Annotated in this window: 26 protein-coding genes; 20 read left to right on the top strand and 6 right to left on the bottom strand. The window is 69.9% G+C overall.

Annotation, left to right across the window (positions count from 1 at the left end):
- Nucleotides 1-74: 74 nt before the first annotated feature.
- The 10 genes from BMZ83_RS04325 (at nucleotide 75) to argF (ending at nucleotide 10,807) form a co-directional block, all read left to right on the top strand.
- Nucleotides 75-1,334 (top strand): aminotransferase-like domain-containing protein, encoded by a 1,260-nt coding sequence (locus BMZ83_RS04325; RefSeq protein WP_074875988.1) that lies wholly within the window; start codon nucleotides 75-77, stop codon nucleotides 1,332-1,334.
- A gap of 282 nt (nucleotides 1,335-1,616) precedes the next feature.
- Nucleotides 1,617-2,849 carry an argininosuccinate synthase gene (locus tag BMZ83_RS04320; RefSeq protein WP_074875985.1) on the top strand — a complete coding sequence of 411 codons (1,233 nt, stop codon included), beginning with the start codon at nucleotides 1,617-1,619 and terminating at the stop codon, nucleotides 2,847-2,849.
- Nucleotides 2,850-4,340 carry an argininosuccinate lyase gene (gene argH, locus BMZ83_RS04315; RefSeq protein WP_074875983.1) on the top strand — a complete coding sequence of 497 codons (1,491 nt, stop codon included), beginning with the start codon at nucleotides 2,850-2,852 and terminating at the stop codon, nucleotides 4,338-4,340.
- A gap of 276 nt (nucleotides 4,341-4,616) precedes the next feature.
- Nucleotides 4,617-4,787 (top strand): lysine biosynthesis protein LysW, encoded by a 171-nt coding sequence (gene lysW, locus BMZ83_RS04310; RefSeq protein ID WP_074875981.1) that lies wholly within the window; start codon nucleotides 4,617-4,619, stop codon nucleotides 4,785-4,787.
- The gene (gene lysX / locus BMZ83_RS04305) at nucleotides 4,787-5,689 is read left to right on the top strand and encodes a lysine biosynthesis protein LysX (protein ID WP_074875978.1); all 903 of its coding nucleotides are present in this window, start codon (nucleotides 4,787-4,789) and stop codon (nucleotides 5,687-5,689) included. The genes lysW and lysX overlap by 1 nt, the downstream gene beginning before the upstream one ends.
- Nucleotides 5,686-6,732, top strand: coding sequence for an N-acetyl-gamma-glutamyl-phosphate reductase (gene argC, locus BMZ83_RS04300; protein WP_074875976.1), 1,047 nt, complete (start codon nucleotides 5,686-5,688; stop codon nucleotides 6,730-6,732). The genes lysX and argC overlap by 4 nt, the downstream gene beginning before the upstream one ends.
- Nucleotides 6,723-7,622, top strand: coding sequence for an acetylglutamate/acetylaminoadipate kinase (locus BMZ83_RS04295; protein WP_074876171.1), 900 nt, complete (start codon nucleotides 6,723-6,725; stop codon nucleotides 7,620-7,622). Before argC ends, BMZ83_RS04295 begins: the two co-directional genes overlap by 10 nt.
- Entirely contained in the window at nucleotides 7,619-8,761 is a 1,143-nt protein-coding gene (locus BMZ83_RS04290) for an aspartate aminotransferase family protein (RefSeq protein ID WP_074875974.1), read from the top strand. Before BMZ83_RS04295 ends, BMZ83_RS04290 begins: the two co-directional genes overlap by 4 nt.
- Complete coding sequence (locus BMZ83_RS04285) at nucleotides 8,758-9,864, top strand: [LysW]-lysine hydrolase (protein WP_074875972.1); 1,107 nt, start codon at nucleotides 8,758-8,760, stop codon at nucleotides 9,862-9,864. The genes BMZ83_RS04290 and BMZ83_RS04285 overlap by 4 nt, the downstream gene beginning before the upstream one ends.
- Before the next feature lie 13 nt (nucleotides 9,865-9,877).
- Nucleotides 9,878-10,807 (top strand): ornithine carbamoyltransferase, encoded by a 930-nt coding sequence (gene argF, locus BMZ83_RS04280; protein ID WP_074875970.1) that lies wholly within the window; start codon nucleotides 9,878-9,880, stop codon nucleotides 10,805-10,807.
- Between the two features lie 22 nt (nucleotides 10,808-10,829).
- Here argF and BMZ83_RS04275 read toward each other — a convergent pair whose 3' ends face one another.
- Nucleotides 10,830-11,762 (bottom strand): acetamidase/formamidase family protein, encoded by a 933-nt coding sequence (locus BMZ83_RS04275; RefSeq protein WP_074875969.1) that lies wholly within the window; start codon nucleotides 11,760-11,762, stop codon nucleotides 10,830-10,832.
- A gap of 59 nt (nucleotides 11,763-11,821) precedes the next feature.
- Nucleotides 11,822-12,907 carry a LeuA family protein gene (locus BMZ83_RS04270; protein ID WP_074875967.1) on the bottom strand — a complete coding sequence of 362 codons (1,086 nt, stop codon included), beginning with the start codon at nucleotides 12,905-12,907 and terminating at the stop codon, nucleotides 11,822-11,824.
- A 234-nt stretch (nucleotides 12,908-13,141) separates the two neighbouring features.
- Here BMZ83_RS04270 and BMZ83_RS04265 point away from each other — a divergent pair, with 234 nt between their 5' ends.
- From BMZ83_RS04265 to BMZ83_RS04250, 4 genes are all read left to right on the top strand, one after another.
- On the top strand, nucleotides 13,142-13,336 hold the full coding sequence (locus BMZ83_RS04265) for a cold-shock protein (protein ID WP_074875965.1): 195 nt from the start codon (nucleotides 13,142-13,144) through the stop codon (nucleotides 13,334-13,336).
- Between the two features lie 258 nt (nucleotides 13,337-13,594).
- Complete coding sequence (locus tag BMZ83_RS04260) at nucleotides 13,595-14,893, top strand: erythromycin esterase family protein (RefSeq protein ID WP_074875963.1); 1,299 nt, start codon at nucleotides 13,595-13,597, stop codon at nucleotides 14,891-14,893.
- 25 nt (nucleotides 14,894-14,918) lie between these two features.
- Entirely contained in the window at nucleotides 14,919-15,611 is a 693-nt protein-coding gene (locus BMZ83_RS04255) for an HAD family hydrolase (protein WP_241729547.1), read from the top strand.
- 86 nt (nucleotides 15,612-15,697) lie between these two features.
- Nucleotides 15,698-16,903 (top strand): CaiB/BaiF CoA transferase family protein, encoded by a 1,206-nt coding sequence (locus BMZ83_RS04250; RefSeq protein WP_074875961.1) that lies wholly within the window; start codon nucleotides 15,698-15,700, stop codon nucleotides 16,901-16,903.
- Nucleotides 16,904-16,919: 16 nt separating this feature from the next.
- Here BMZ83_RS04250 and BMZ83_RS16745 read toward each other — a convergent pair whose 3' ends face one another.
- Nucleotides 16,920-17,468: a hypothetical protein gene (locus BMZ83_RS16745; RefSeq protein ID WP_074875959.1), complete on the bottom strand. Its 549-nt coding sequence runs from the start codon at nucleotides 17,466-17,468 to the stop codon at nucleotides 16,920-16,922.
- Nucleotides 17,465-18,034 carry a DUF7344 domain-containing protein gene (locus BMZ83_RS04240; protein WP_074875957.1) on the bottom strand — a complete coding sequence of 190 codons (570 nt, stop codon included), beginning with the start codon at nucleotides 18,032-18,034 and terminating at the stop codon, nucleotides 17,465-17,467. The genes BMZ83_RS16745 and BMZ83_RS04240 overlap by 4 nt, the downstream gene beginning before the upstream one ends.
- 491 nt (nucleotides 18,035-18,525) lie before the next feature.
- On the opposite strand from BMZ83_RS04240, the gene BMZ83_RS04235 reads away from it, so the two are divergent.
- Genes BMZ83_RS04235 through BMZ83_RS04220 form a run of 4 tightly spaced genes read left to right on the top strand, consistent with a single transcriptional unit; the run spans nucleotide 18,526 to nucleotide 23,437 of the window.
- Nucleotides 18,526-20,007, top strand: coding sequence for a PGF-pre-PGF domain-containing protein (locus BMZ83_RS04235; protein WP_074875955.1), 1,482 nt, complete (start codon nucleotides 18,526-18,528; stop codon nucleotides 20,005-20,007).
- Between the two features lie 46 nt (nucleotides 20,008-20,053).
- Nucleotides 20,054-20,896: a hypothetical protein gene (locus BMZ83_RS04230; RefSeq protein WP_074875953.1), complete on the top strand. Its 843-nt coding sequence runs from the start codon at nucleotides 20,054-20,056 to the stop codon at nucleotides 20,894-20,896.
- Between the two features lie 21 nt (nucleotides 20,897-20,917).
- Nucleotides 20,918-22,075 carry a signal peptidase I gene (locus tag BMZ83_RS04225; protein WP_074875951.1) on the top strand — a complete coding sequence of 386 codons (1,158 nt, stop codon included), beginning with the start codon at nucleotides 20,918-20,920 and terminating at the stop codon, nucleotides 22,073-22,075.
- A 54-nt stretch (nucleotides 22,076-22,129) separates the two neighbouring features.
- Nucleotides 22,130-23,437, top strand: a complete 1,308-nt coding sequence (locus tag BMZ83_RS04220) for a DUF5305 domain-containing protein (protein ID WP_074875949.1) — start codon at nucleotides 22,130-22,132, stop codon at nucleotides 23,435-23,437.
- A gap of 3 nt (nucleotides 23,438-23,440) precedes the next feature.
- Here BMZ83_RS04220 and BMZ83_RS04215 read toward each other — a convergent pair whose 3' ends face one another.
- Complete coding sequence (locus BMZ83_RS04215) at nucleotides 23,441-23,761, bottom strand: EthD family reductase (RefSeq protein ID WP_074875947.1); 321 nt, start codon at nucleotides 23,759-23,761, stop codon at nucleotides 23,441-23,443.
- A gap of 113 nt (nucleotides 23,762-23,874) precedes the next feature.
- Here BMZ83_RS04215 and BMZ83_RS04210 point away from each other — a divergent pair, with 113 nt between their 5' ends.
- Together BMZ83_RS04210 and BMZ83_RS04205 are read left to right on the top strand one after the other, a co-directional pair.
- Nucleotides 23,875-24,783 carry a DUF7260 family protein gene (locus tag BMZ83_RS04210; RefSeq protein ID WP_074875945.1) on the top strand — a complete coding sequence of 303 codons (909 nt, stop codon included), beginning with the start codon at nucleotides 23,875-23,877 and terminating at the stop codon, nucleotides 24,781-24,783.
- 342 nt (nucleotides 24,784-25,125) lie between these two features.
- The gene (locus tag BMZ83_RS04205; protein WP_049981489.1) at nucleotides 25,126-26,109 is read left to right on the top strand and encodes a transcription initiation factor IIB; all 984 of its coding nucleotides are present in this window, start codon (nucleotides 25,126-25,128) and stop codon (nucleotides 26,107-26,109) included.
- Between the two features lie 27 nt (nucleotides 26,110-26,136).
- On the opposite strand, the gene BMZ83_RS04200 is transcribed toward BMZ83_RS04205, so the two are convergent.
- The gene (locus BMZ83_RS04200; protein WP_074875943.1) at nucleotides 26,137-26,463 is read right to left on the bottom strand and encodes a hypothetical protein; all 327 of its coding nucleotides are present in this window, start codon (nucleotides 26,461-26,463) and stop codon (nucleotides 26,137-26,139) included.
- Nucleotides 26,464-26,609 lie beyond the last annotated feature (146 nt).

Genomic DNA, 26,609 nt, shown 5'->3' with positions numbered 1-26,609 from the left:
TCGCTGTAGCCCCGGACGTGGACGCTTGTTTCCGCCACGGGTGGCTTTATCCCGCGGCGCCGCCGACCCCACCCATGGCCGAGCAAGCGCGCGACGACCGGTTCGACCACCTGTTCGCGTCGACGGTGCGCGAGCGTCTCGACGGCGGGGGGTACGGTAGCAGCGCCTCGCCCGCAGCCGAGGACGCGGTTCCGCTGACGTACGGCTTCCCCTACCCCGAATCGTTCCCGACGGCCGAACTCGTCGCGGCGACCGAGACCGTTCTCGAGGAGGAGGGCGCCGACGTGCTCCAGTACGGCGGCGGCGAGTACGTCGAGCGCCTGCACGACGGGCTGTTGGCCCGGGAACACGATCGGGGGATCGACGCCACGCGCGACGAGTTGATCGTCACCAACGGCGCGACCTACGCGCTGGACGCCATCGCCTCGACGTTCCTCGACCCCGGCGACGAAGTGCTCGTCGAGTCGCCGACGTTCGTCTGGAGCCTCGCGGTGCTGGACAACCGCAGCGCCGAACTCACGGGTGTCACGCTCGACGAGGACGGCCTCGATCCCGACGCGCTGGAGGCGACGCTCGACGCCCGCGAGGCCGCGGGCGAGGCGACGCCGAAGCTGCTGTACACGATCCCGGAGTTCCAGAACCCCACGGGCGCGACGCTCACCCGCGAGCGCCGCGAGCGCGTGCTCGAACTCGCCGCGGAGTACGACTTCCTGATCGTCGCCGACGACGCCTACGGCGAACTCCGCTTCGGGGGCGAGTCGCCGCCGCCGCTCGCGGCGATGGACGACGCTGGCCGGGTGATCCGGGTCGGGACCGTCTCGAAGACGATCGCCCCCGGCGTCCGGACGGGCTGGATCGTCGCCGACGAGGCGCTGGCCGACCAGATCGGAACCATGGCCGCCGGCGGCACGAACACGTTCACCCAGAGCGTGCTCGGGCGCTACTTCGACGCCGGCCACTACCAGCCGACGCTGGAGCGCCTGCTCGAGGGGTACGAGACACGTCGCGACGCGATGCTCGACGCGCTGGAGCGCCACCTCCCGCCGGGTTCGTCGTGGACCGAACCCGAGGGCGGGTTCTTCCTCTGGGTCACGCTCCCCGAGGGCGTCGACGCGGAGGACATGCTCCCCCTGGCGGCCGAGGAGGGCGTGACCTACCTCCCGGGCGAGCGGTTCTTCGTCGGCGACGGCGGCCGACAGCCCGCCGCCGAGCCCGTCGATGACCGGACAGGGGGGAAGCGGTCGGCACGGCTCTCGTTCAGCCACTGTACTCCCGAGGAACTGGACGACGGGATCGCCGCGCTGGCGCGAGCGACCGAGGCGTACCTGGAGTAGCGCCCGACGAAACATCTATTTACCCACGGCTCACACCCATACCCGTGACTCACGCGACCATCGCCGTCGACGGCCCATCCGCCGTCGACATCGCTGTCGACGCCGTTCGACAGCGACGGGTCGCGTTCCGGCCGCGGGCCGCTTAGGCCCAACTCAACCTTCCCCCATCGTCACGGTTTCGCCGCTGTTTACCAGTTCTTCGTTCGCGTAGCGTGTCGTAGCACGTTTTCTTTCAAACCCTAAATCGGTGTATTTATCCAGCAGCAGCTATCAGACGTAGGTATGACGAAAGTCGCGCTCGCGTTCAGCGGTGGACTCGACACCACCGTCTGTGTCCCGCTACTGCAAGAGGAGTACGGCTACGACGAGGTCGTCGCCGTGACCGTCGACGTCGGCCAGCCCGAGGCCGAGTTCGCCGAGGCGCGAGAGACCGCCGACGCGCTCGGGTTGGACATCCACGTCGTCGACGCCACCGAGGAGTTCGCGTCGCTGTGTTTCGACTCGGTCCGCGCGAACGCCACGTATCAAGGCTATCCGCTCGGGACCGCGCTGGCACGCCCGGTGATTGCCGAGGCGATCCTCGAGGTCGCCGAGGGGCAGGACTGCGACGCGATCGCCCACGGCTGTACGGGGAAGGGCAACGACCAGCTCCGCTTCGAGACCGTCTGGCGCGGCTCGGACCTGGAAGTCATCGCCCCCGTCCGCGAACTCGGCCTGACCCGCGAGTGGGAGGTCGAGTACGCCGCCGAGCGCGACCTGCCCGTCGAAGCCGGCAACGAGGGGACCTGGAGCATCGACACCAATCTCTGGTCCCGCTCCGTGGAGGGTGGGGACCTCGAAGACCCCGGCCACGTCCCGAGCGAGGACATCTACGAGTGGACCGAGACCCCCAGCGGCGGCGAGGAACTCGTCGAGATCGAGTTCGAGGACGGCTATCCGGTCGCGATCGACGGCGACCACCTCGACCCCGTCGACCTGATCGAGGAGCTCAACGCGCTTGCAGGCGCCCACGGCGTCGGCCGCACGGACATGCTCGAGGACCGCATGCTCGGGCTGAAAGTGCGCGAGAACTACGAGCACCCCGCGGCGACCGTCCTCCTGACCGCGCACGAGGCGCTCGAACAGCTGGTGTTCACGAAGACCGAGCGCGACTTCAAGCCCCAGATCGACCAGCAGTGGGCCGAGCAGGCCTACCGCGGGCTGGTGTTCTCCCCGCTGACGGAGAGCCTGAACGGCTACCTCGACGCCTCACAGGAGAAGGTCACCGGCACGGTGACGGTGAAGCTGCAGGGCGGGCACGTCCGTCCGGTCGCCCGCGAGTCCGAGTACGGCGTCTACTCCGAGAACGCGGCCTCGTTCAACACCGAGACCGTGAACGGCATCGAACAGGCCGACGCGACCGGTGTCGCGAAGTACCACGGCTTCCAGGAGCGCTTGGCAAACCAGGTGAAAGAGAGCGCAGAGACCGAGGACGAACAGGAGAAAGCCACGCTCTCGACGGACGGCGGGGAGTAGATGACCGGCGACGACCCCAGCGGAACCGCGGAAACCGTCGTCCGCCGCGAGCGCTTCGCGGGCGGCCCCGCGCGGTCGTTCATGTCGAGCCTCGACGCCGACCAGCGCATCTTCGCGGCGGACCTCGCAGTCGACCGCGCACACGTCGTGATGCTGGCCGAGCAGGGGATCGTCGGCGACGACGACGCCGGGGCCATCCTCGGCGCGCTCGATACCGTGGCGGAAGCCGGCCACGAGGCGCTCCCCGAGGGAGAGGACGTGCACGAGGCCATCGAGTCGGCCGTCGTCGAGGAAGTCGGGCCCGCAGGCGGGAAGATGCACACCGCACGCTCGCGCAACGACGAGGTCGCGACCTGCATCCGCTACCGGTTCCGCCAGGACCTGCTGGACGCCGCCGAGGCCACGATCGAACTCCGCGGGACCCTGCTCGACGCGGCGGCCGCGGAGACCGGGACCGTCGTCCCCGGCTTCACCCACCGCCAGCACGCTCAGCCCACCACAGTCGGGCACCTGCTCGCCTCCTACGCGGGCGCCGTGGCGCGCGACACCGAACGCCTGCTCGCCGCCTACGAGCGTACGAACCGCTCGCCGCTCGGCAGCGCCGCGTTCGCCGGCACCACGTTCGACGTGGACCGCGAGCGCACTGCTGACCTGCTGGGCTTCCACGACGTGATCGAGAACGCCGCCGACGCGGTGACCGCGCGCGACTTCCTGGTCGAGGGCTGTGGCGCGTTCGCCGCGCTCTCGGCGACGCTCTCGGGGCTCGCGACGGACCTGATCGAGGGCGCGAAGGACGGCCACGTCGACCTCGACGACGCCTACGCCTCGACCTCCTCGATCATGCCCCAGAAGAAGAACCCCGACTCGCTGGAGCTGGTCCGCGCGGTCGCCGGCGACGCCGTCGGCGACCTGACGGGACTGCTCTCGACGCTGAAGGGGCTGCCCCGCGCCTACAACCGCGACCTCCAGCGCGCCACGCCCCACGCGTGGGACGCCGTCGACATCGTCACCGAGGCGACCGAGGTCACCGCGGGCGCCGTCGCGACCGCCGAGTGGGACGCCGACGCCTGCGCGGCAGACGCCGGCGCGGGGTTCTCGACGGCGACGGGCGTCGCGGACGCGCTCGCGGTTGCGGGCCTCCCGTTCCGCTCCGCGCACGAACTCGTCGCCGAGGCGGCGACGGACCTCGACGACGCGGAGATGGCCGAGACCGACGCGCAGATCGACGCACTGGAGACCGCAGCGGCGGCCGTCCTCGACGACTCGCTCGCGACCTACGTCGACCGCGAGACGCTGGAAGACCTGCTCTCGCCCGCCGGGAGCGTCGCGGCGCGTGATTCGCAGGGTGGGCCCGCTGCCTCGGCGGTCGAGGCGTCGCTGACCCGCATGCGTGAGACACACGCCGACCACGCGGCGGCCGTCGACGCCAACCGCGAGGCGCTCGCGGCCGCCGACGACCGACTCGCGTCGGAGGTGAGCGAGTATGTCTGAGCTCGTATCGGCGCCCCCGCTCCCGCAGTTCCGGCGACGCCAGCCACGGCTCTGGCGGCCGCGGCCGAACCGGGGTCGACGGCTCCCGGCGCGGTCGCCCCGCTTCCAGCGGCGGCGGCCGCGGCCCACCCGGGCCACCACTCACTTCGCGCCGTCGCGGCCGGTTTCGCGCGGCACCGATTCGTCCGAATTCGTCGGATAGGAGCGGCTATACGTATATTTTGCAGTAATTAAATAGACGGATTAAAGTACCCCCGTCACATCCTTCGGAGTACGATGTCAGAAGCTGACTGCGTGACCTGCGGTGACAGCGTCGCACTGCCCGAGGACGCCGAGGTCGGCGAGATCGTCGACTGCGGCAGCTGTGGCACGGAACTGGAAGTCGTGGGCGTCGACCCCGCCGAGCTGGCCGAGGCGCCCGACCTCGCGGAAGACTGGGGGGAGTGATGGAGGTCGGTCTGCTCTACTCCCGCATCCGCCCGGACGAGAAGCTCCTGCTGACGGAGCTGCGCGAGCGCGGCCACGAGGTCCACAAGGTCGACGTGCGCGAGGCGACGTTCGGCCTCGACGCGCCGCCCGAGCCGCTGGGGCAGTGTGACGTGGTGCTCGACCGCTGCATGGCGACCTCGCGCTCGCGCTACGCGGGGCGATTCGCTGACCACTACGACGTGCCCGTGGTCAACAGCCCCGAGACCGCGAAGCTCTGCTCGGACAAGGTCGAGACCACACTCGCGCTCTCGGAGGCCGGGATCCCGACGCCGGAGACCACCGTCGCGTTCACGACGGAGTCGGCGCTGGAGGCGATCGAGGCGTTCGGCTACCCCTGCGTGCTGAAGCCCGTCGTCGGGTCCTGGGGCAGACTGATGGCCAAACTCGAATCGCGCTCGGCCGCGGAGGCCGTGCTCGAACACAAGGAGACGCTCGGCCACTACGAACACAGCGTCTTCTACGTCCAGCAGTTCGTCGACAAGCCCGGCCGCGACCTGCGCGTGCTGACCGTCGACGGCGAGCCCGTGGCGGCGATGAGCCGCAGCTCCGACCACTGGCTCACCAACGCCGCGGCCGGCGCCGAGACCGAGTCGTTCGAGCTCGACTCCGAAGTCGAGCGTCTGGCCCGCGAGGCCAGCGAAGCGGTCGGCGGCGGACTGCTTGGCGTCGACCTGATGGAACTGGGCGGTGAGGGCGGCGACGAGTACACCGTCCACGAGGTCAACCACACGGTCGAGTTCAAGGCGCTCAACGCCGCCGTGGACGTGGACGTTGCGACGACGGTCATCGACTGGCTGGAGGCGAAAGTCGCCGACTCCGAGGTCGGGACCGACGCCACGCCGGCGGAGGTACAGCCGTGACGCTCACCGCGAGCGTCGTCGGCGCCTCCGGCTTCGCGGGCGGGGAACTGCTCCGCCTGCTGTCGGCCCACCCCGAGTTCGAGGTCGTGCAGGCGACCTCCCGCGAGTACGAGAACCGCACGGTCGGCCACGTTCACCCGAACCTGCGTGAACTCGACCTGCGGTTCTCGGACCCGGAGGGCCTCGAGAGCGTCGACGCACTGTTCGCGGCGACGCCCCACGGCGTCTCGATGGCCAACGTCGAGTCGTACCTCGGCGCCGCCGAGCGCCTGATCGATCTCTCGGCGGACTTCCGCCTGGGCACCGAGGCGGCCTACGACGAGTGGTACGACGGACACACGGCGCCGGAGTACCTCGATGGCGCGACCTACGCGCTCCCCGAGTTGGGCCGCGAAGGGCTCGCCGACGCCGACATCGTCGCCTCCGGCGGCTGCAACGCCACGGCGACGATGCTCGCGCTGAAGCCGCTCGTCGACGCCGACCTGCTCCAGCCGGACGACCAGGTCGTCGCCGACCTCAAGGTCGGCTCCTCCGAGGGCGGCGCCGGCGGCGGCGCGGCCTCATCGCACCCGGAGCGCTCGGGTGTCGTCCGTCCGTACGCGCCCACGGGCCACCGCCACGAGGCAGAGATCGAGGAGCAACTGGGCCTCTCGCTCTCCTTCACGGTCCACGCGGTGGACATGGTCCGCGGCGCCGCCGCGACCTGTCACACGTTCCCGACCGGCCCGAGCGTCGAGGGCGGCGTCGAGACGGCCGACCTCTGGAGCGCCTACCGCGACGCCTACGAAGGGGAGCCGTTCGTCCGCCTCGTCGCGGGCGGCGGCGGCGTCTATCGCTACCCCGAGCCGAAGTCGGTCGCCGGCACGAACCTCGCGGAGGTCGGCTTCGCGGCGGACGGCGAGCGCGTCGTCGCCTTCGCGGCCATCGACAACGTGATGAAGGGCGCGGCTGGGCAGGCGGTCCACGCCGCGAACCTCGCGTTCGGCCTCGAGGAGACGGCCGGCCTGACACAGACGGGGTTCCACCCGGTGGGATCGCCGTGAGCGAGTCCAACGCGGCCGCTGGCCCAGAGCAGCCCCCGCTCGTGGTGAAAATCGGCGGCGCCCGCGCAGTCGATCCGGCGGGCGTGATCGAGGACGTGGCCCACATCGTCGCCAGCGGCCGCGAGGTCGTCGTCGTCCACGGCGGCTCAACGGCCGTCGACGACACGCTCGACGCACTCGGGAAGGAGCCCGAGTACGTCGAGACCCCCGCGGGCGTCTCGGGGCGTTTCACCGACGAGGAGACCCTGGAGGTCTTCTCGATGGTACTCCCGGGCAAGCTCAACACCGAACTGGTAACGGAGCTCCGCGCCGCGGGGGTCAACGCAGTCGGGCTCTCTGGCGTCGACGGCGGCCTCGTCACGGGCCCGCGCAAGTCCGCGGTCCGGGTCGTCGAGGACGGCAAGCGGAAGATCCGCCGCGGCGATCACGCTGGCAAGCCCGAGTCGGTCAACGCCGGCCTCCTGACCGACCTGCTCGCCGACGGCTACGTGCCGACGGTCTCGCCGCCGATGTTGGCCGACGACGGCACCGCCGCCAACGCCGACGCCGACCGCGTGGCCGCGCTGCTCGCGGCCGAGCTCGGCGCGGAGTTAGTGCTCCTGACCGACGTGGCGGGCGTCTACGAGGACCCCGACGATCCGGACACCCTCATCGAGGAGGCGTCGACGCCGGCGGAATTCGAGGCCGTCCAGGCGGCCGCGGCGGGGTTCATGAGCCGCAAGGTCCACGCCGCGGAGGAGGCGCTGACCGGCGGCGCCGCCGGCGTCGTCGTCTCCGACGCGACGCTCCGCAAACCCCTGCTCGCCGCGCTGGAGGGGCACGGGACGTGGCTGGACCCCGCGGCCGTCGCCGACAACACGACAGCGACGACTGGGGGTGAGTCGGCGTGACCGGCGAGGGGTTCGTCTTCTCGGAGAAGCCCATCGAGATCGAGTCCGGCGCGGGCGCGACGCTCACGGCCGCGGACGGCACCGAGTACCTCGATTTCGGCGCCTCTTACGCCTGCACGCCGCTGGGGCACTCGCCGCCGGCGGTCGTCGACGCCATCTCCGAGCAGGCCGAGGACCTGCTCTACGTACAGGGCTCCTACCCAGTCGCCGCACGCACCGCGCTACAGGAGCAGTTGGCCGACGTTGGTCCGGGCGACCTCTCGAAAGTCTGGCTCCCCAACTCCGGCACCGAGGCAAACGAGGCCGCGCTGAAGTTCGCGCGCTCGGCGACGGGCCGCGAGAAGGTCGTCGTCGCGAAACGCGCGTTCCACGGCCGCACGTTGGGCGCGCTCTCGCTGACCTGGAAGGACGAGTACCGCGACCCGTTCGGCCCGCTCCCGCACGGCGTCGAGTTCGTCCCCTACGGCGACGCCGAGGCGCTCGCCGACGCCGTCGACGACGAGACGGCGGCGGTCTTCCTCGAACCGATACAGGGTGAGGGGGGCGTCCACCCTGCGGGCGATTCGTACCTCCAGACTGCTCGCGAGGCGACCGAGGCGGCGGGCGCGGCGCTCGTCCTCGACGAGATCCAGACCGGCCTCGGCCGAACCGGGACGATGTGGGCCTGTCAGTCGGCCGGCGTCGTTCCGGACGTGCTGACCGCCGCGAAAGGCGTCGCCTCGGGCCTCCCGCTGGGGGTCACGCTGTGTGCGGACTGGATCGCCGAGGGCGCCGGGAACCACGGCTCGACGTTCGCGGGCAACCCCGTCGTCGCCGCCGCCGCGGGCGCGACGCTGACCGAGATCGAGGCGCAGTCCGTCCCCGAGAACGCCGCCAGAGTCGGGGAGTACCTCCGTACGGAACTACGCGCGGCCGTCGACGCCGACGACCTCCCCGTGCGCGAGGTGCGCGGCGAGGGCCTCATGATCGGGATCGAGGTCAAGCGCGGGTCGATGCGCGTCCTGCGCGATCTAGCGCTCTCCGAGCAGGTGCTCGCGCTCCCCGCGGGTCGCTCGGTCGTGCGCCTGCTCCCGCCGCTGACGGTGGACGAGGGAGACGCCGACAGCGTGGTCGCGAGCCTCGTGGAGGTGCTCTCGTGACCGTCTCCGCCCCCCTCGACACCGAGATCCCGGGCGCCGACGGCGTGCTCGACACCCCTGGTCGCCGACTGCTGGCCGACCTCGTCCCGGTCCCGTCGCCCTCGGGGGAGGAATCCGCGGCCGGGAGTCGTCTCGCAGCGTTCTTCGAGGACCGCGGCCGCGAGGTCTGGGTCGACGACGCCGGGAACGTCCGCGCCCCGGGCGACGATTCGGTGCTGCTGACCTCCCACGTCGACACCGTCCCGGGCGACGTTCCGGTCCGCGTCGAGCAGGGTGACGAGGAACTCGGCGCTGCGGGCCCCGTTCTCTGGGGGCGCGGCAGCGTCGACGCGACGGGCCCGCTGGCTGCGATGGCCGTCGCCGCGGTCGAAACCGGCGCCTCCTTCGTCGGCGTCGTCGGCGAGGAGACCGACTCCCGCGGCGCACGTTACCTGATCGAGGACCGCGAGGCGCCGGAAACGGTGATCAACGGGGAACCGTCGGGCTGGGAGGCGATCACGCTCGGCTACCGCGGCATCGTCGGCGGCGAGTACGCGGCGTCGACCCCCGCCGGCCACGGCGCGCGCCCCGAGGCGAACGCGATCGACCACGCGACGGCGTGGTGGGAGCGAGTGCGTGCCGCCGTCGACGACGCAAACGGACAGGCGGAACCGGGCGGCTTCGACACGATCACCGCCACCGCGGCGTCCGTCGACGGCGGTCTCGCTGCCGACGGCTCGGCCGTCACTGCGTCGATGGCGACGCGATTCCGAGTCCCAGCCAGCGAGACGCCGGACTCGGTTCGTGCACTCGTCGACGACTGCCTCGACGCGGGGGAAGTCGCGTGGGGGCAGTCGATCCCGCCCCACGTCGCCTCGCCCCGCGGTGTGCTGCCGGCGGCGCTCCGGAAGGCGATCCGCGACGCCGGCGGGGAGCCGACCCACCTCCACAAGACCGGGACCGCCGACGCGAACCTCTACGCCGATGCCTGGGACGTGCCTGTGGTCACCTACGGCCCCGGCGACGCCGAGTTGGACCACGCGCCCGACGAGCGCCTCCCGCTCGCCGAGTTCGACCGCGCGGTGACGGTCCTGACGACCGCCTGTGCGCAGCTCACCGATTGACCGATTCAGACCGATGTACGACAACGACACCGAACCCACGTTCCCGACGGATCTCCTCACGATCGACCAGCTCTCGCCAGCGGCGCTCTCGCGGCTGCTCGACCGGGCAGCCCGGATCAAGGCCGGCGAGGAAGCCGCACGGCTGGACGACCGGACCGTGGCGATGGTGTTCGAGAAACCCTCGACCCGCACCCGGACCTCCTTCGAGGCCGGCGTGACGGCGTTGGGCGGCCACCCGACGTTCCTCGGGCAGGACGACATCCACCTCGGCCACGGCGAGCCGATCAAGGACACCGCCCGCGCGCTCTCACAGTACGTCGGCGCCATCGTGGCGCGGCTGAACAGCCACGACGACCTGACGGAACTGGCCGCACACGCCGACGTGCCGGTGGTGAACGCGTTGACCGAGCGCGCCCACCCCTGCCAGACGCTCGCGGACCTTCTGACGCTGCGTGAGCTCGCCGCCGAGTCCGGCGGCTCGCTCTCGGACGTGACGCTCGCGTGGGTCGGCGACGGCAACAACGTCGCACGCTCGCTCGTCGTCGGCTGTGCGCTCGCGGGCGTGGACCTGCGCGTGGCGACGCCGGAGGGGTACGGCGTCGACGACGACGCCGTCGCGGCCGCGCGTGCTGCGGGCGGCGAGCCCACGCTGTTCGACAGCGCCGAGGCGGCCGTCGCCGGCGCCGACGCGATCTACACCGACGTGTGGATGAGCATGGGCGAAGGCGAGAGTCGCGCGGAGAAGCTGCCAGCGTTCGAGGGGTTCCAGGTCGGCGAAGATCTGCTCGGTGGCGGCGCGAAGCTCATGCACTGCCTCCCAGCCAACCGCGGGGAGGAGGTGACCGACGACGCGCTGGAGAGCGAGCAGTCGGTCGTCTGGCAGCAGGCCGGCAACCGCAAGCCGACCCAGCAGGCGCTGCTGCTGGAACTACTCGGCGAATAGAGGTCGGAGACCGCGAACCGACTCAGAACGGCGAGGAGACGTGCTCGTCCGGGATCGCGTTCCGCACCGTCACCAGCGGGTCCACGACCTGTGAGATCTCCAGGCCGCCGACGAGGCTCCCGAACGTGTGGGCCTCGGTCAGGCTGTAGCCGTGTTCCTTCGAGAGCAGCTTCATCGCGTCCTTGTGGGCCAGCTTGGCGGCTTCCTCCACCGTCTCGGCGCTGGCGACGGTCTTCCACTGGTCGCCGGTGTCGATCAGCGGCCGTTCGAGGTCGAACTCGGGGTCGAAGACCACGTCGAGCGTCACGTCCACGTCGGTCGCGATCTCGGCGCCCGTCCCACACATCTCGCCGTCGGCCATCACCGCCTTCGAGTCACCCATCGCGAGCATCGCGCCGGACTGGAACACCGGGAGGTAGAGCACCGAGCCCGCGGTCACGTCGTTGGTGTCGAGGTTGCCGCCGTGGTCGTGCGGGACGAGGGTCGTGTAGGACTCCGTGGCGGGGGCGACGCCGATGGTGCCGATACAGGGATCGGCCGGGATCGCTCGCTCGCCGAACCGGACCCGGGGCCGGCCGTCGTCGTAGTTCCCGCCGTCCTCGACGGGCGTGATCCGGGTGAACGGCGCTTCCACGTCCTCGTCGTCCTGCATCAGGCCGAACCCCGGCGTGGTGACGACGCGGCCGCGATCCTCAGCGAGGCGCACGTCCTCGATCTCGACCCGGAGCACGTCGCCGGGGTCGGCGCCCTCGACGGCGACGGGGCCGGTGGCGGCGTTGACCTCCTCGGGGATCTGGTCGAGCAGGTCGTCGTCGCTCTGGATCGCGCCGTTCAGGCTGTCCCGTGTCTCGAAGGTGAGGCTGGTGTCGGGTTCGACCGTCCGGACCGGGTCCATCTCGGGCGCGAACTCGTAGACGACGCCGTGGGTGTCGTCGCTGATCGTCTCTCTGGCCATGGGGGCCCAGTCGGCTCGCGCCAGCAAAAAGGTGGGGTCGGCGGGCGAACTCGGCGGCTTCAGTCGACCTTCGCGGCCAGCTCCACGGCCTCGTCGACGCCGGCCTCCCCGTCCAGTTCCGCGAGCCGGGTCAGCAGCGCCTCCACTCGCGCGTCCGTCGGCTCTCGGCCGGCGCGTTCGAGCAGCTTTCGAGCGGCGCCCCGGCCGGTACTCCCCCCGAACAGGAGTCGACGCTCGCCGCCGAAGCGGGCCGGGTCGAACGGTTCGAACGTCGACGGCTCGTCGAGCATCGCGGCCGTGTGCAGGCCGGACTCGTGGGAGAACACCTCGTCGCCGAGCAGCGGTTTCGTCGGTTCCACGTCCTCACCCAGCGCGTCCAGCACGCGCTTGGCGACCGGGAACAGCCGGGACTCGTCGACCGCGAGCTCGATCGGTTCCTCGCCGACCGCGGCGGCGGCGACGAACTCCTCGGTCGGCGTGTTGCCGGCGCGCTCGCCGATGCCGCCGACGGACACGTCGACTTTTCCGGCGCCCGCGCGGCCCGCCGCCAGCGCGTTCGCGGTGCCGACGCCGAGGTCCTCGTGGAAGTGGACCCCGACCTCGGCGAGGTCCGTGTCGAGGTCGGCGAGGAACTGCTCGACGCCCGCCGGGGTTCGGGAGCCCACCGTGTCCGCGACCGTGTACCAGTCGGCGTCGACGGCGGCGAACAGGTCGTCGAGGTGGCCCGGATCGGTGCGGAAGCCGTCCATCGCGGTGAACTGCACGTCGGCGCCGCCCTCCCGGGCGAGTTCGGCGGCTTCCCGTACGGACTCGACCATCGACTCACGGGAGGCGCCGAGGACAGCGTCCAGTTGCGCGTCGCTGGTCGGGGCGAACAGGTCCACCACGTCGACGCCGGCGTCGAGCGCTGCCTCCACGTCGCTCGGGATGGCCCTGGCGAGCCCGGTGATGTCGGCCGCGATATCGAGGCGGTCACAGACCGTTCGGGTGCGCTCGCCGGCGACCGGGAAGCCGATCTGGAGGTAGTCGACCCCCAGCTCGTCGAGTTCGCGCGCGGCGGCGACTTTCCGGTCGACGGAATACTCCACGCCGGGGCGCTGTTCGCCCTCCCGTAGCGTGAGGTCGAGGAGCTTCGTCCCGGTCATGCCGCGTTGGCCTCACGGCGTCGCTGGCGCTCCGCGGCCTCGTCGCCCAGCGCGTCGGTCACCCTGCTCGGGATGCATCCGGCGTCCAAGTTGAGGTAGATCTTGGCACGGTACATTACCCCGTTCGAGGCTGTGGACCCACTTCAGTCTTGATACCGGGCCACGCAACGAACCCGTGCCACTCACCCACACATATATGTCCAAGAACGCACAACCGATCCGACGGGGATAGCGATGGCGACAGGCAAGGTTGCGTTCTTCAACGACACCGGAGGGTACGGCTTCATCGAGACCGAGGGCGCGGACGACGACGTGTTCTTCCACATGGAGGACGTCGGCGGCCCCGACCTCGAGGAAGGCCAGGAGGTCGAGTTCGAGATCGAACAGGCGGACAAGGGGCCGCGCGCGACGAACCTGGAACGGTTGTAGCGGCGGCCGACCGGTTTCTTCGGTCCGACGGCCAAGTGCACCCGTTAGGCCCGTCGCCGTCGACCGAGGTCGCCGCCGCAGTCCGGGCAGAGCGCCCGGTACGAGCGGTTGCTCACCGTCCGAGAACACTCCCGACAGACGAACTGGGAACCGACCATCGACTCAGTATGTGGCGTGGGGAGTGGTAAATGTTGGCGTGATTCACCCCGCTGCTCCAAACCATGATCGTTCTTGAAGCGGTGGTCACAGTGGGGTTGTATGGTCGGCCACCGGATCGGACGGGCGCTCCGAGAGCACGCCGTATCCATCGCGCCGACAGCGTCGACGCCGTTCCCGCCACAAGTTGCGCGGTCCGTCGACGACGCACGGATCGTCGGCCTCGGGGAGGCGACCCACGGGACGCGTGAGTGTTTCACAACCAAACACGGGTTGGTGAAGCGACTCGTGACGGAGCTGGGGTTCCGGACGATCGCGTTCGAGGCCGACGCCGCCGCGGCGACGGTGCTTGACGCCTACGTCCGAGACGGTCGTGACCCCGTCGTCGGTACCGCGGCTGACGCCGACTCGGCGCTCGCCGAACTCGACATGTGGCAGTGGCAGACCGAGTCCGTCCGCGGGCTGCTCGATTGGCTCCGGGAGTTCAACGCGGAACGACAGCTCCCGGACCAGGTCCGGATCCGGGGCGTCGACTTGAGTACGCCGGCGGCGCCCGTCCAGCCGCTGCGGGCGTACTTCGAACGCGTCGATCCAGACGCCGCCCAAGGCGAGGCACTCCAGACCGTCGCCGACGCCACGCTCCCCGACGACGCTGACGAGCGCGAGCGAACGCTGGAGGCGGTGGCCGCGGCCACAGCAACTCTCGCTGCCCGACTCGACGCGAACCGCGACCCGTACGAGGCGGCGTCGTCGGCAACGGCGTGGCAGACCGCCAGCCATCTCTGCCGCGTGGTCGGGCAGGCCTGCGAGTGGGCACGGATCCGACATCGAGAGCCCGGCCCCCACCCGGACGGGATGGCGGCGCGGGATCGGTTCATGGCCGAAAACGCGCTGTGGGCCCTGGAGCGTGATTCCGGTGCAGGGGTCGCGCTTTGGGCCCACGACGGCCACGTCCAGCGGGGGACGTTCGACGACGGCACGCCCTGGGAGGACGTGACGACGATGGGCGACCGACTCGCCCGCGAACTCGGCGACGACTACCGACCGGTGGGGTTCGACTTCGCGAGTGGCTCGTTCCGCGCTGTCGGGGTCGGGAGCGGTGACGTCGAAACCTTCACCGTTGGCGAACCTCCCGCCGACAGCGCGACGGCGGCGTTCGCCGCGGTCGACGACGCCCCGTACCTGCTCGACCTCCGGGGCGGAGCCGACGACCCGCGTCTGGACGGGTGGCTGACCTCGAAGCGACGGACACGCTACGTCGGCTCAGTGTTCGATCCCGACGCCGGCGACGGGGGGAGCTTCGCTTGGACGGTTCTGCCGGCATCGTACGACTGGCTGCTCGTCCTGCCGGAGTCGACCCCGACCCGACCGATCGGGGAGACCCGGGGCCAAAACGCTTAGCGGACTCCGGGCCCGAACCCGAGTGATGAGTGAGGATGGGGCGTCGGCCGCCGACGTGGACCGATCGGCGAGCGACGACCACCTTGCCGACGGCAGTGCGGCGTCGTTCGACTGCTTCGGAACGCTCGTCTCGGTGCCCCGCCCGCCCAGCCCGGCCCGGGCGATCGCGACCCAGTTGACCGAGCGGGGCGTCACCGTGCCGGCGGACTGGGAATCCGCGTACGCCGAACGCCACGTCGACTGTCCCGAAGGAGCCGAGCTTTCGCTCCCGATTCACACCCGAGAGGCACTCTCGAGTCGCGGCATCCACGCCGAACCTTCGGCGGTCGAGGCCGCCGTGCTGGACGCGTTCGATCGCGACGCCGCGGTGCTTCCGGGAGCTGAGGAGGGGCTCGCCGCCGTCGACGCGCCGGCGGGCGTGCTCTCGAACTGTTCGGTTCCGGGCCTCGTCCCCCGGACGCTCTCGCAGGTCGGCCTCCTCGACCAGTTCGACGCGGTCGTGACGAGCGTCGACGTGGGATGGCGCAAGCCGGACCGCCGCGCGTTCGGCGCGATCGCTGTCGAACTCGGCGTTGGCGTCGACGCACTGGTCCACGTCGGCGACGATCGCGACGCCGACGGCGGGATCGACCGCCACGGTGGGCGCTACGTCCCTGTCGACGGCGATTTGCGGCCGCTGCCCGACCGACTGGCCGGGACCAGCGTCGTCGACCGGTAGGGTGCCTCGGGAAGGGGTCCGCCCCATCGTTGGTGTGCGCCAGTAATGTGGGAACCACTAAGCCGCTGGGCCGCCGGCGTCGGGGCATGACCGACGATCCGACCGGCCCGCTCGACGGCGTCACCGTGCTCGACGCCTCGCGCGTGCTCGCCGGCCCGTTCTGCGGGATGCAACTCGGCGACCTCGGTGCCGACGTGATCAAGGTGGAACGACCCGACGGCGGCGACCAGACCCGCCACTGGACCCCGCCGGCCTTCGGCGACGAGGTGGCCTCCTACTACGCCAGCATCAATCGGAACAAGCGGTCCATCACGCTCAACCTCGCCAGCGAGGCGGGCCGCGAGACGTTCCGTGATCTCGCCGCCGAGGCCGACGTGGTGCTGGAGAACTTCCGGGTCGGCAAGGCCGCGGAGTGGAACATCGACTACGAGACGCTCAGCGAGGAGAACCCCGGACTGGTGTTCTGCTCCATCACGGGATACGGCCAGTACGGGCCGCTCGCCGAGCGGCCGGCGTACGACCTGATGATGCAGGCCGAGGCCGGGATGATGAGCATCACCGGCGAGGAGGGGCGGCCGCCGGTCCGCGTCGGGGTCGCCGTCGCCGACCTCGCGGCGGGGATGTACGCCACGCAGTCGATCCTGGCGGCGCTGTTCCGCCGGGAGTTCGCGGACGAGGGGGGCGACCGCATCGACGTGGCGCTGTTCGACGCGCTGCTGGGCTGGCTCACCTACATGGCGACCGACGGCTTCGCCTCCGGTGAGGCGCCCGAACGTATGGGCTCCCGACACCCCAACATCGCGCCGTATCAGGCGTTCGAGACGGCTGACGGCTACGTCGTCGTCGCCTGCGCGAGCCAGGCCATCTGGTACCGCCTCTGTCAGGCGCTCGACCGCCCGGATCTCGTCGACGACCCGCGCTTCGAGACCAACGAGCAACGCGTCGAGAACCGCGACGAGCTGGAGTCGATCCTGACCGACGCGTTCGCCGACGAGACCGTCGACGAGGTCGTCGACCTGCTCCGGACCAACGACGTGCCTGTCGGGCGCATCCGGGACGTGCTCGAGGCGTTCGACGACCCGCAGGCCGAGGCGCGCGGGATGCGCCAGCGCGTCTCTCACCCGACCGCCGGCGAGGTCGAACTCCCGGGATCGCCGATGCAGTTCGAGGACTACACTGCGACCGCGCGACGACACCCGCCGTTGCTTGGCGAGCACACCGAGGCAGTGCTCGCGGAGTTGGGGTACAGCGACGAGGAGATCGAACGACTGCAGGAAGACGGCGCGGTCTGAACGGTCGGGAGGCGAATCAGGCGTCGTCGGTCGGCGTCGGTGTCTCCGTCGTGTCAGGCGTCGGAGTTGCCGTTTCAGTGGCAGTCTCGTTCGAAGTCGGGGTCGCCGTCTCGGTGGGCGTTCCCGTTCCCTCCTCGTTGGCGCTGTTGCATCGGTCGCCGACCTCCGCGGTGACGGTGGCGTCGAGCCCCCCGGTCACCTCGACGGTCACCTCCTGCTCACCGAAGGTTTTGTTGAACGTCCGCGATTCGCCGGGAGCCAGGGTTCCTTTCTTGGGGTTCAACCGGTCCTTGCTCTGGTGAGCGGAATCGCTCCAGCTGATCTCGTCGACCGTGAACGGTTCGGAGAACCGGTTCGTGACGGTCACCTTGACCGGGTCCGAGCCGTTACCGGTGCCGTTGTCCTTCTCACAGACGGACACGCCCACGTACGCGTTCTCGGACTCGACGACGGCGACCGAGACGCCGCGGTCGGCGCTGACGCTGGTGAAGCCGAAGCTCCCCGTGACGAGCATCGTCGCCGCCGTCACTGCGAGCAGCACACTGACCGCGCGTCGGTAGTTCATTCTCTTCTGAGTTCGTGCGGTTTGTCCGTCTCGCCGATGCGCTGTCCGCGGGCGAAGTAGGTGTGGGCGACTGCTGAGACGGCGAACATGGCCGTGAGTGCAGTCATCCACGCGATGTCGGGGAGGAGCGCGAACGGCCAGGCGTCGAGCCACACCGCCGCCGTGAGTGTGGCAGCGACCCCGGAGAGCCCGAGGTAGTAGACGCTCCAGGGGATCTCGTTACCCTGGACGACCTCCATGTACACCTCGATGTCGTTCAGCGACTCCGTCGGTTCGACCAGCCCGCGGTCCTTGTTGAACTCCACGATGCCCGCCTCGTCCATCATCGGGAGGTGAGACTGCTGGAGCGCCGTGTACACCCGCTTGCGCTCCTCGTAGGACACCTCCTCGACGTCGACGTCGTACTCCCAGGCCGCGACCTGTTCGGCTACGTCGCCGATCTCTGCAGCGCCATCTGTCTCCTCCAGGGCGTGGACGGTGTATCGACGACGGCGGTTCGAGAGCACCTCGAACAGCTCGTCGTCGGAGAGGTCCGGGGAATCCGTCCCGACCGATCCCGAGACCACCCCACCGGCAACCTCCCCCTGTTGCCGACTCTGTGTTGAAGATGACACATGAAGAGTGTTAGTGTAGTGCCACATAAACACTAGGTATAGTTTAGTAAATAGGTGGGCTAGTGATAAAGTCGAGAAATTCCGGAAGCGGCCTCAGGAAGCCCCTGAACGGTATATTTCGGTTTTGCCATCTTGTATCCTAATCTGATACTAACGGCGATTTCGGCCGAAATCCATGGACGCCGCCGGGATTGTTGTACGCGAAGCTCCGCTCATAGAACGTCAGACGCCCGTCGTTCACTTGTAGCTGTAAGTGAAGGTTTCACCGTCGTCGTTCCCGCCAGTCGTCGACGATCCGACCATCGCGGTCGGGACGAGCAGTGGAACAAGCATTCCCTGAACGAGTTCAGCAGTACCAATACTACAGTACGTGCCGGTTAATTGAGAGATGAGTCCACCCGCTCGCGGGACTCGGACGTGCACAACAAGGAGACGATCCGACAGTGACAGACCGCCGAACGCTCGCGCTCGTGATCACGCTCGTCCTCGCGGGAACCTTCGCGTTCCCGTCGGCAGCCTCGCCGCTGTTCGCCGGGCCGAGCGACCGACTGGGGGACGACGTGGCGCTCGCACCGAGCAGTGACTACGCCTACCTCGACGCCGACGACGAGCTGGTCGTCGACCTCTCGCCGGCCAATCCCGATCTCGAGGGCGACGGTGTCAACGCCGACGGCAGGACGACCATCCGTGACGTGTTCCGCATCCGGTACAACGGCTCCCAGTACGCACACGTCTGGCTGACACACGGCTCGGACGCGGTGACGTTCGCCGCCGACGGCCAGCCGATCCAGTCCGAGACGAACAACGTCACCCTCGCGCCGAACGAGTCGGTCGCCGTCTCGCTCACGGTCGACACGACCGGATCCACCGACGGCTTCGTCGACGACATCACGATCCACTCGCGGGTGGCCGAGCCCGTCACGGCCGACGCCGACACGGCCCTCACTGCGGGGGTCGAGGCGTTCTCGAAGCGCTCGGTGGCGCCAACCGAGCACTCGCGGCGGTTCACGGTCCTCAGTGCGGAGCCGGGGAGTACGACCGAGTTCAACGCCAGCCGACTGGCGCTCGACAGCGCCGGCGAACTCACCCTCGACCGGCTTTCGACGACGAGCCCCGACAGATCGTACTCGGTGACTGCGGAGACCACGAACGTCGGTGAGGCGGAGTCGGTCGTCGTCGAGGCCGGCGCCGAACCGCTGGGCGCGGTCCGGATGACCGTCAACACCGGCAACGTCTCCGGCGCGACGATGGAGTTCAGCGTCCCGGCGACGTACTTCGACGACCGGGATATCGACCCGGAGAACCTCGCCGTCTACCGTGCCGCCGACGGGACGCTCACGGAACTAGACGTGGCGATGACCGGCGAACGCGACGGCCGCCTCACCTTCGAGTCGGAGACGTCCGAGGTGACGACGTTCGTGATCGCCGTCAAGCGCCCCCGGATCGCCGTCGCCGACGCCGACCTCTCCGCGACGACCGTCGCCCCCGGCGAACCCGTCACCGTGACGGCGTCGGTCTCGAACACCGGTTCGCTCGCCGGCGAGCGGACCGTCACGGTGCGGATCGACGAGGACGTCGCCGCCGTGCGAACGGTCGGTGTGGCGGCCGGCGCGACGGAGACAGTCGCGTTCCCGGTCGTGCGGAACGAGACGGGCGAGTACACCGTCACCGTCGACGGCGTCGAGACGGGGACATTCAGCGTCGCCGCCGAGGACGCCGGGAGCGAGACGGGAACCGACGACACGACCGAATCGCCGGTATCGACCGACGGCGCGACCGAATCGCCGGCGTCGACCGACAGCGCGACCGAGTCACCGGTTGCGGAGCCCGGCGGCTTCGGCTTACAGAGCCTGCTAGGGCTGGTCGGGTTACTCACCCTCCTCGCCGTGGTTCTGGTGTTGGCCCGACGCACGCCGCGGCCATGACTCCCCAGGAGGTAGCCTTTTCATAAGGTGGGTCGTTCGGTGAGACATGGTTCGGCCGGGCGACAGGTCGTTCACCGCGGCGCTACGTGACGCCGTCCGACTCCGGGACTGTCTCGCCCTTTCGGTAGTTCCTGCCCTGGCACTCGCAACGTTCGCGCTCCCGGCGGAGCGCCGGGAGTCGCTGGCGTTCGCCTACCGGGACCCCTCGATTCTCACCGCCTACACCGCGCACGTCGTCCACTTCGAGCCCGGCCACCTCGCCGCGAACCTGCTCGGCTACGTGCTGGTGACCGGGTTCGCGTACGTGCTCGCCGGACTGGCGGACTATCGGCGGCTGTTCGGGATCACCGCCGCGACGTTTCTGGTGGCGTTCCCCCCCGTGCTTTCCGGGTTGAACCTCGCGGTGCCACGGAACGCCGTCGGATACGGCCTCTCGGGGGTGAACATGGCGTTTTCGGGGCTGCTCGCGCTGGTGCTCGTGGCCTACGGCGCGCGGCTCGATAGGCGGATCCGCGTTCGGGACGCCCCGGCCGTGTTCTTCGCGGCGATCGTGGCGATCTCGGTCGTTGCGCTCCCGAGCGGGACCGCACGCGGCGTCGGCGTCGCGAGCGTCGTCCTCGCCGCCGTCTACGTGATCGCGGCCCGCCGGTCGCCCAGGGGCGACCCTCCCGTCAACGTTCAGGCGGGGTGGCTCGACGCCGGTGTGCTCGGCGCGGTCGCGCTGCTGGGGTACCAGTACGTCGGGTTCAGTACGGTCACGGCCGACGGTGGGGTGGTGAACGTCTACCTCCACCTGCTCGGCTTCTGCCTGGGGTTCATCGTCCCCTACAGCGCGGTCGTGGCCGGCGTGGTCGACGGCGCCGCCGACCGAGGGTTTTTGTCAGACTAACGCAACAGTTCAGCTGGCCTGATGTCTCCCCGACGACTCCTGACCCTCGGCGCCGAGGCGGCGGTCGTACTCGTCGTCGCGTCACTGTTGCTCGGCCAGGTGCTCGGCACGCCGGTGTTGCTGGGCTACGTCGAGACGGGGAGTATGGAGCCGACGCTCGAACCCGGCGACGGGTTCGTCGCCGTCCCCGCCGCCGTCGCCGGCGACGTGGAGGAGGGCGACGTGATCGTGTTCCGTGCCGAGGAGCTGCAGGGCGGGGGGCTGACGACCCACCGCGTCGTCGGCGAAACCGAACGGGGGTACATCACGCGGGGTGACGCCAACCCATTCACCGACCAGGACGGCGACGAACCGCCGGTGAAGGAGGGCCAAATCGTCGCTGAGGCCCTCCAGATCGGCGGCAGCGTCGTGGTGATCCCCAACCTCGGGACGCTGGTTACCGGGCTCCAGAGCGCCTTTACGACGGTCCAACAGCGACTCGCCGTGCTGACCGGCTCCCGGGCGTTCATGGGGACACAGGGCCTCGCGTACCTGCTGCTCGGGCTCTCGATGCTGCTGTACCTCTACGACCTCGTCGCCGGCGGGAACCGCGAGCGCGAGCGTGACCGGAGTCGGCAGCAGGGGGTCTCGCCCGCGGTCGTCGTCCTCGTCCTCGCGGCGGTGCTCGTGACGGCGGCGACGGCCGCGATGGTGGTGCCGGCCGGAACCCAGCAGTTCGGGGTCGTGAGCGCGGAGTTCGCCTCGGAGAACCCGACCGTGATCGAGCAGGGCGGATCGGCGACGCTCCCCTACACCGTGCCGAACGCGGGGTTGGTGCCCGTCGTGGCCTACGTCGAACCCGGGAGCGAGGGCGTCGCCATCGACCCGGAGCGCGTCCGCGTGGGCGGCCGGAGCGAGGCCACCGTCGAGATGACGCTGACGGCGCCGCCGGAAACCGGCTACTACCGCCGGTTCGTGATCGAACACCGCTACCTCGCGCTGCTTCCGGCGCCGGTGATCGACGCGCTGTACGACGTACACCCGTGGCTCCCGATCCTGGTCATCGACGCGGGACTCGCCGGCGTCGTCGCGCTGCTGGGGCTGGTCGTGCTCGGTGGCCGCCGCGTCAGAGTTCGGAACCGGAGTTCACGCCACGACCGGTCGACGTGGCGTCGGCTGCTCCGGTATCTCACGCGGTGACGGTCCTGTCGGTTGACCAATAGGCCTATGTAACGTCATCCCACAACCACGCCCATGACTGAGGGGAGGAGCAGACTCCGGGGACGGGCGATCGTGGGATCGTGGTTCGTCGTGCTGGCGGCGGTTCTGGTCGCCCTCACGCTCGTCGGCGGGGCCGCGGCGTACACTGCCCACGTGGATCCGGGACGGACGAGCGAGCAGGTCGAGCGGACGCACTGGGCGGCCGACGGGACGTTCCACCACGCCGCCGACGTGACCGGCGAGAACCCGGTCTTCCCGGTCGGCTCGACGCTCTCGAACCGCTCGACGTACTACACCGAAGTGTCGCCGGAACTCGACGGCGAGTACGTGCTGACCTACACGGGCCGGGACGCGGCGTCGGCGTCGGTGACCCTGGACGCGTCGCTGGTGATCCAGTCGAGCAGCGACGGGACGGTCTACTGGCGGGATCGGACCGGGCTCGACTCGACCAGTGTCGATTCGGTCGCGCCGGGCGAGTCGGTCGGCCTCGGCTTCGCGCTGAACGCGACCGAGGTGGCCGAGCGCCGGTCGGCGATCCAGTCCGCGCTGGGTGACACACAGGGGGAGATATCCACGTTCGTGGTAGTCGACGTGGGGGTCGCGGGAACCGTCGACGGAGGGTCGGCCGACCTCTCCTTCACGCACCGACTTCCGGTCTCCGTGGACGGCCAGTCGTACACGGTCGGTCCCGAGGAGGCCGGCAGCGAACCGATGACCACGACGCGGACCGTCAGTACGACCGAAGAGTACGGGCCGTTCTGGTCGCTCGGCGGGCCGCTGCTGTTCCTCGTGGGCGCTGCGGGGCTCGCGGCGCTGACTGTCGGCCGCCGCCGGGACACGTTCAGCCTCTCCGAAGCCGAGCGTGACCTGCTGGCGTTCCGCGACGACCGTGCGGAGTTCGACGAGTGGATCGTGCGCGCCCGCCTCTCGCCCGAGTTGGACGGGCGGACACAGGCGGAGGCCGAGTCGCTCGAGGACGTGGTCGACTTCGCCATCGACGCCGGGGCGGGCGTCGTCGAGGACCCGGGCTCGGGGCGGTTCTACGCGCTGACCGAGCAGTTGGCCGTCGTCTACGACCCGCCGCGGCTGGCGCGGGCGGAGATGCGCGACGGCGAGACCGAGTCCGGCGGGACAGCCGAGGGGGACCAGGCGCTCGCCGACGTCGCGGGCGTGTCGATCGCCCCCGGCGAGAACGGGCGCTCGGAGAACGGCGGGGATGAGTCGGCCGCTGGGGGTGCGGTCGACGACGATGCGGCCACCGGCGACGGCGCCGCCGACACCGCCGCGGAGCAGTCAGGGGCCGGGGACGAATCGACGGCCGACAACCCGTCCGGCGAGTGAGGGTTACTCCGCGACGAACCGCGTCTCCTCCTCCATGTAGAGCACTTCGCCGACGTCCTGATCGGAGAACGCCTCGGCGTCGGCCAGCAGCGCCTCGCCGGCGCCGGACTCGAACGCGGCGCCCAGCGTCCCCATGTCCTCGAAGTAGACCTCGGCGACGCCGTCGTACGCGCTCTTCTCGGGGTCGGTCGGGTGGGAGGTGACGTAGCGCTCGACGCCCGGGAGTTCCTCGACCAGCGGCACGTGTTCCTCCTCCCAGTGGGTCAGGAACTCCTCGTAGCTGAGTGACTCCTTCCGGACCAGCAGGACGACCATCTTGACCATGCCCGGACACGCCGGCGGGGGCGACCTTCGGTCTGTCGGTCCGGCCGCCATCGGTCGATCGTCGCCGGAGTCGATTGTTTCAAGTAGTTCCACGGTGATTCTTCACACACCAGATGCCCGCTTCGTACAGTCTCGCGCCGAGGATCGAGGGGGAGGTGGCAGCCTGCAGCGGTGCGTTCGGCTGTCTGGAAGCACTCGCGGGCTCGCTCGTGGGGCTCGTGCTGTGGGCGGGCCTCGCGACGGGACTGTTGTTCGCCCCGCGGGCCAACGTGCGGGCGGCGCTCGAGGCGCTCCGGGTGGAGTACGAGGCGATCACCGCCGAGCAGGACGCCCTGGAGGCCTTCGTTTCGCGGGTCGAACAGCTCTCGCCGTCCGGGCCGAAGTCGACCGTTGAGGCGGGCGGCGTCGGCGTCGTCGGCGCGACGACGGGACGGGCCGGCGGGATGGGGGAGGTGCGGACCGCCTACCGAGAGACGGTGATGGACGTGCCCCACTACGACCGTGACTACGACGAGTCGTTCCCCGTCAACATCGCCAACGAGTTCGGCGACGGCGTCGCCAGCGCAGTGCTGGCCAACGACGCGCTCTCACCACGGGTCAAGGGAGCCGTGATCGCGAGCGCACGGGAGGGACTGGCCAGCCGGAATCGGTATCTCGATACGCTCGACCGGGAGCGCGAACGGCTCGATGAGGCGGGCACCGCCCTCGAGGACGCAGCCGCCCGCTGTGACGCCGTCGACGGCCGGCGGCTCCGCCGGCGCTCGTTCGACGACCTCCAGCAGCGCTACGAGCGCCTCGAAACCGCCCGCGACTCGCTGGCGTCGACGCTCGACCGCCGGCAGGAACAGATCCAGGACGGCATCGCGTTCGGCTGGCAACGGCGGGACAGCGAATCCGTCTACCGGTACCTCTACCAGGACATCGACGCCACCTACCCCGTTCTCGCCGACGGGACGCGCGTACTGGAGCGGATTGACGCGGTCGAACACCGGCTCACCACCGCGCTCACCGCTCAGGCCTGACCCCCGCCGGCCTCGCCGTTTCGAGACCAGCGCCATACCCACCGGCAGCCGCCGCCAACCGGCCGCGTCCGCGGATAGCTACGCCGGTTCCTCCGGGCGAAACGCTCAATAAAGGGTGCGGTTACTCGGGACGAAACCCTCAAGTAATCGACGCCGACTGATCCGCCGGACGGCCCGCGTTCCGGGTAATTCGAAAATTCGGCCGTTTCAGCCGTTCTTTCGACTTCATACCCCAGATTCCGTGGGAGAAATGAGCCAGTAGATTTAAAACCCTCGGCGCGTTACCCGGAAGTGAGACGACTGCAGTCCAGACGCATCTGTCTCTCCCCCCACCCACATCCAATGAGCGACAAAGTACAAGCGTACACCAGTGAGCGTGCCGAGGCCGCACAGAGCGAGGAAGAGACCGAGGAGGAGTCCGTCGACGAGCTCCAGTGTCCGGAGTGCGGCGGCAGTCTCGCGACCGACACCGAACACGGTGAGACGGTCTGTCAGGACTGCGGTCTCGTGGTCGACGAGGACAGCATCGACCACGGTCCCGAGTGGCGCGCGTTCGACTCCCGCGAGAAGGACGAGAAGTCCCGCGTCGGCGCCCCGACGACGAACATGATGCACGACAAGGGGCTGTCGACGAACATCGGCTGGCAGGACAAGGACGCCTACGGCAACCAGCTCTCGGCCAGCCAGCGACAGAAGATGCAGCGGCTCCGAACCTGGAACGAGCGGTTCCGGACCCGTGACTCGAAGGAACGGAACCTCAAGCAGGCGCTCGGCGAGATCGACCGGATGGCCTCCGCGCTCGGCCTCCCGGAGAACGTCCGCGAGACAGCCTCCGTCATCTACCGCCGCGCACTCTCCGAGGACCTCCTGCCGGGACGCTCCATCGAGGGCGTCTCGACGGCCAGCCTCTACGCCGCCGCCCGGAAGGCCGGCACGCCCCGCAGCCTCGACGAGATTTCTGCGGTCTCCCGCGTCGAGAAGGACGAGATCGCCCGCACCTACCGCTACGTCGTTCGAGAACTCAAGCTGGAGATCCAGCCCGCCGACCCCGAACAGTACGTCCCGCGCTTCGCGAGCGACCTCGGCCTCTCAGACGAGGCCGAGCGCCGCGCCCGGCAGCTCCTCCAGACCGCGAAGGAACAGGAGGTCCACTCGGGCAAGTCGCCGGTCGGCCTCGCGGCCGCCGCCGTCTACGCCGCGTCGCTGTTGACCAACGAGAAGGTGACCCAGTCGGAGGTCAGCGAGGTCGCGAACATCAGCGAAGTCACCATCCGCAACCGCTACCACGAGCTGCTGGAGGCCGAGGAGAGCATCCACATGCCCTGAGACGGGTGGGGACGCGTCACTGACTTCTCAGAACCAATCCCGTACCGGCTGGACGACGCCGAGGGTCGAGGCGACGACGTAGAACCCGATAGCGGTCAGCCAGACCCCGGCGGCGAGAACCGGGACCGACAGCCCGCTGTCCGTAGCCGTCCGGAGGAGGAAACTGGCCCCCGCGATCCCGATCGCCGTGCCGACGGCGACCGCCAGCATCGTCCCGACGGCGTCGAGGATGGCGTCCTCGACGGCCCGTCTGACGGTGCCGTACAGCGCTTCCTGGTCGATACCGGCGGCGGCGTCGGTCGGGTCGGACGGGACCGACCTGTCGTCGTCTGAGCGAGGGGACTCGGAGGGCACAGCGAGTCACTCGTTCGCGCGACAGTTAAGCGTCCGCTTGGGTCCGAGCAGACACAGTCCGCCGCTAGTCCGGGTCGGGGATCAGCCGGTGACGATGTCGGCGCCCGCGGACCGGCGGGGTTTTTGCTCCCTTCGCTCGTACGCCC

The sequence above is a fragment of the Halolamina pelagica genome (genome assembly GCF_900115675.1).
Lineage (GTDB): Archaea > Halobacteriota > Halobacteria > Halobacteriales > Haloferacaceae > Halolamina > Halolamina pelagica.
The sequence above is the reverse complement of the archived record's forward strand: the minus strand, read 5'-3'. Positions and strand labels throughout refer to the sequence as shown.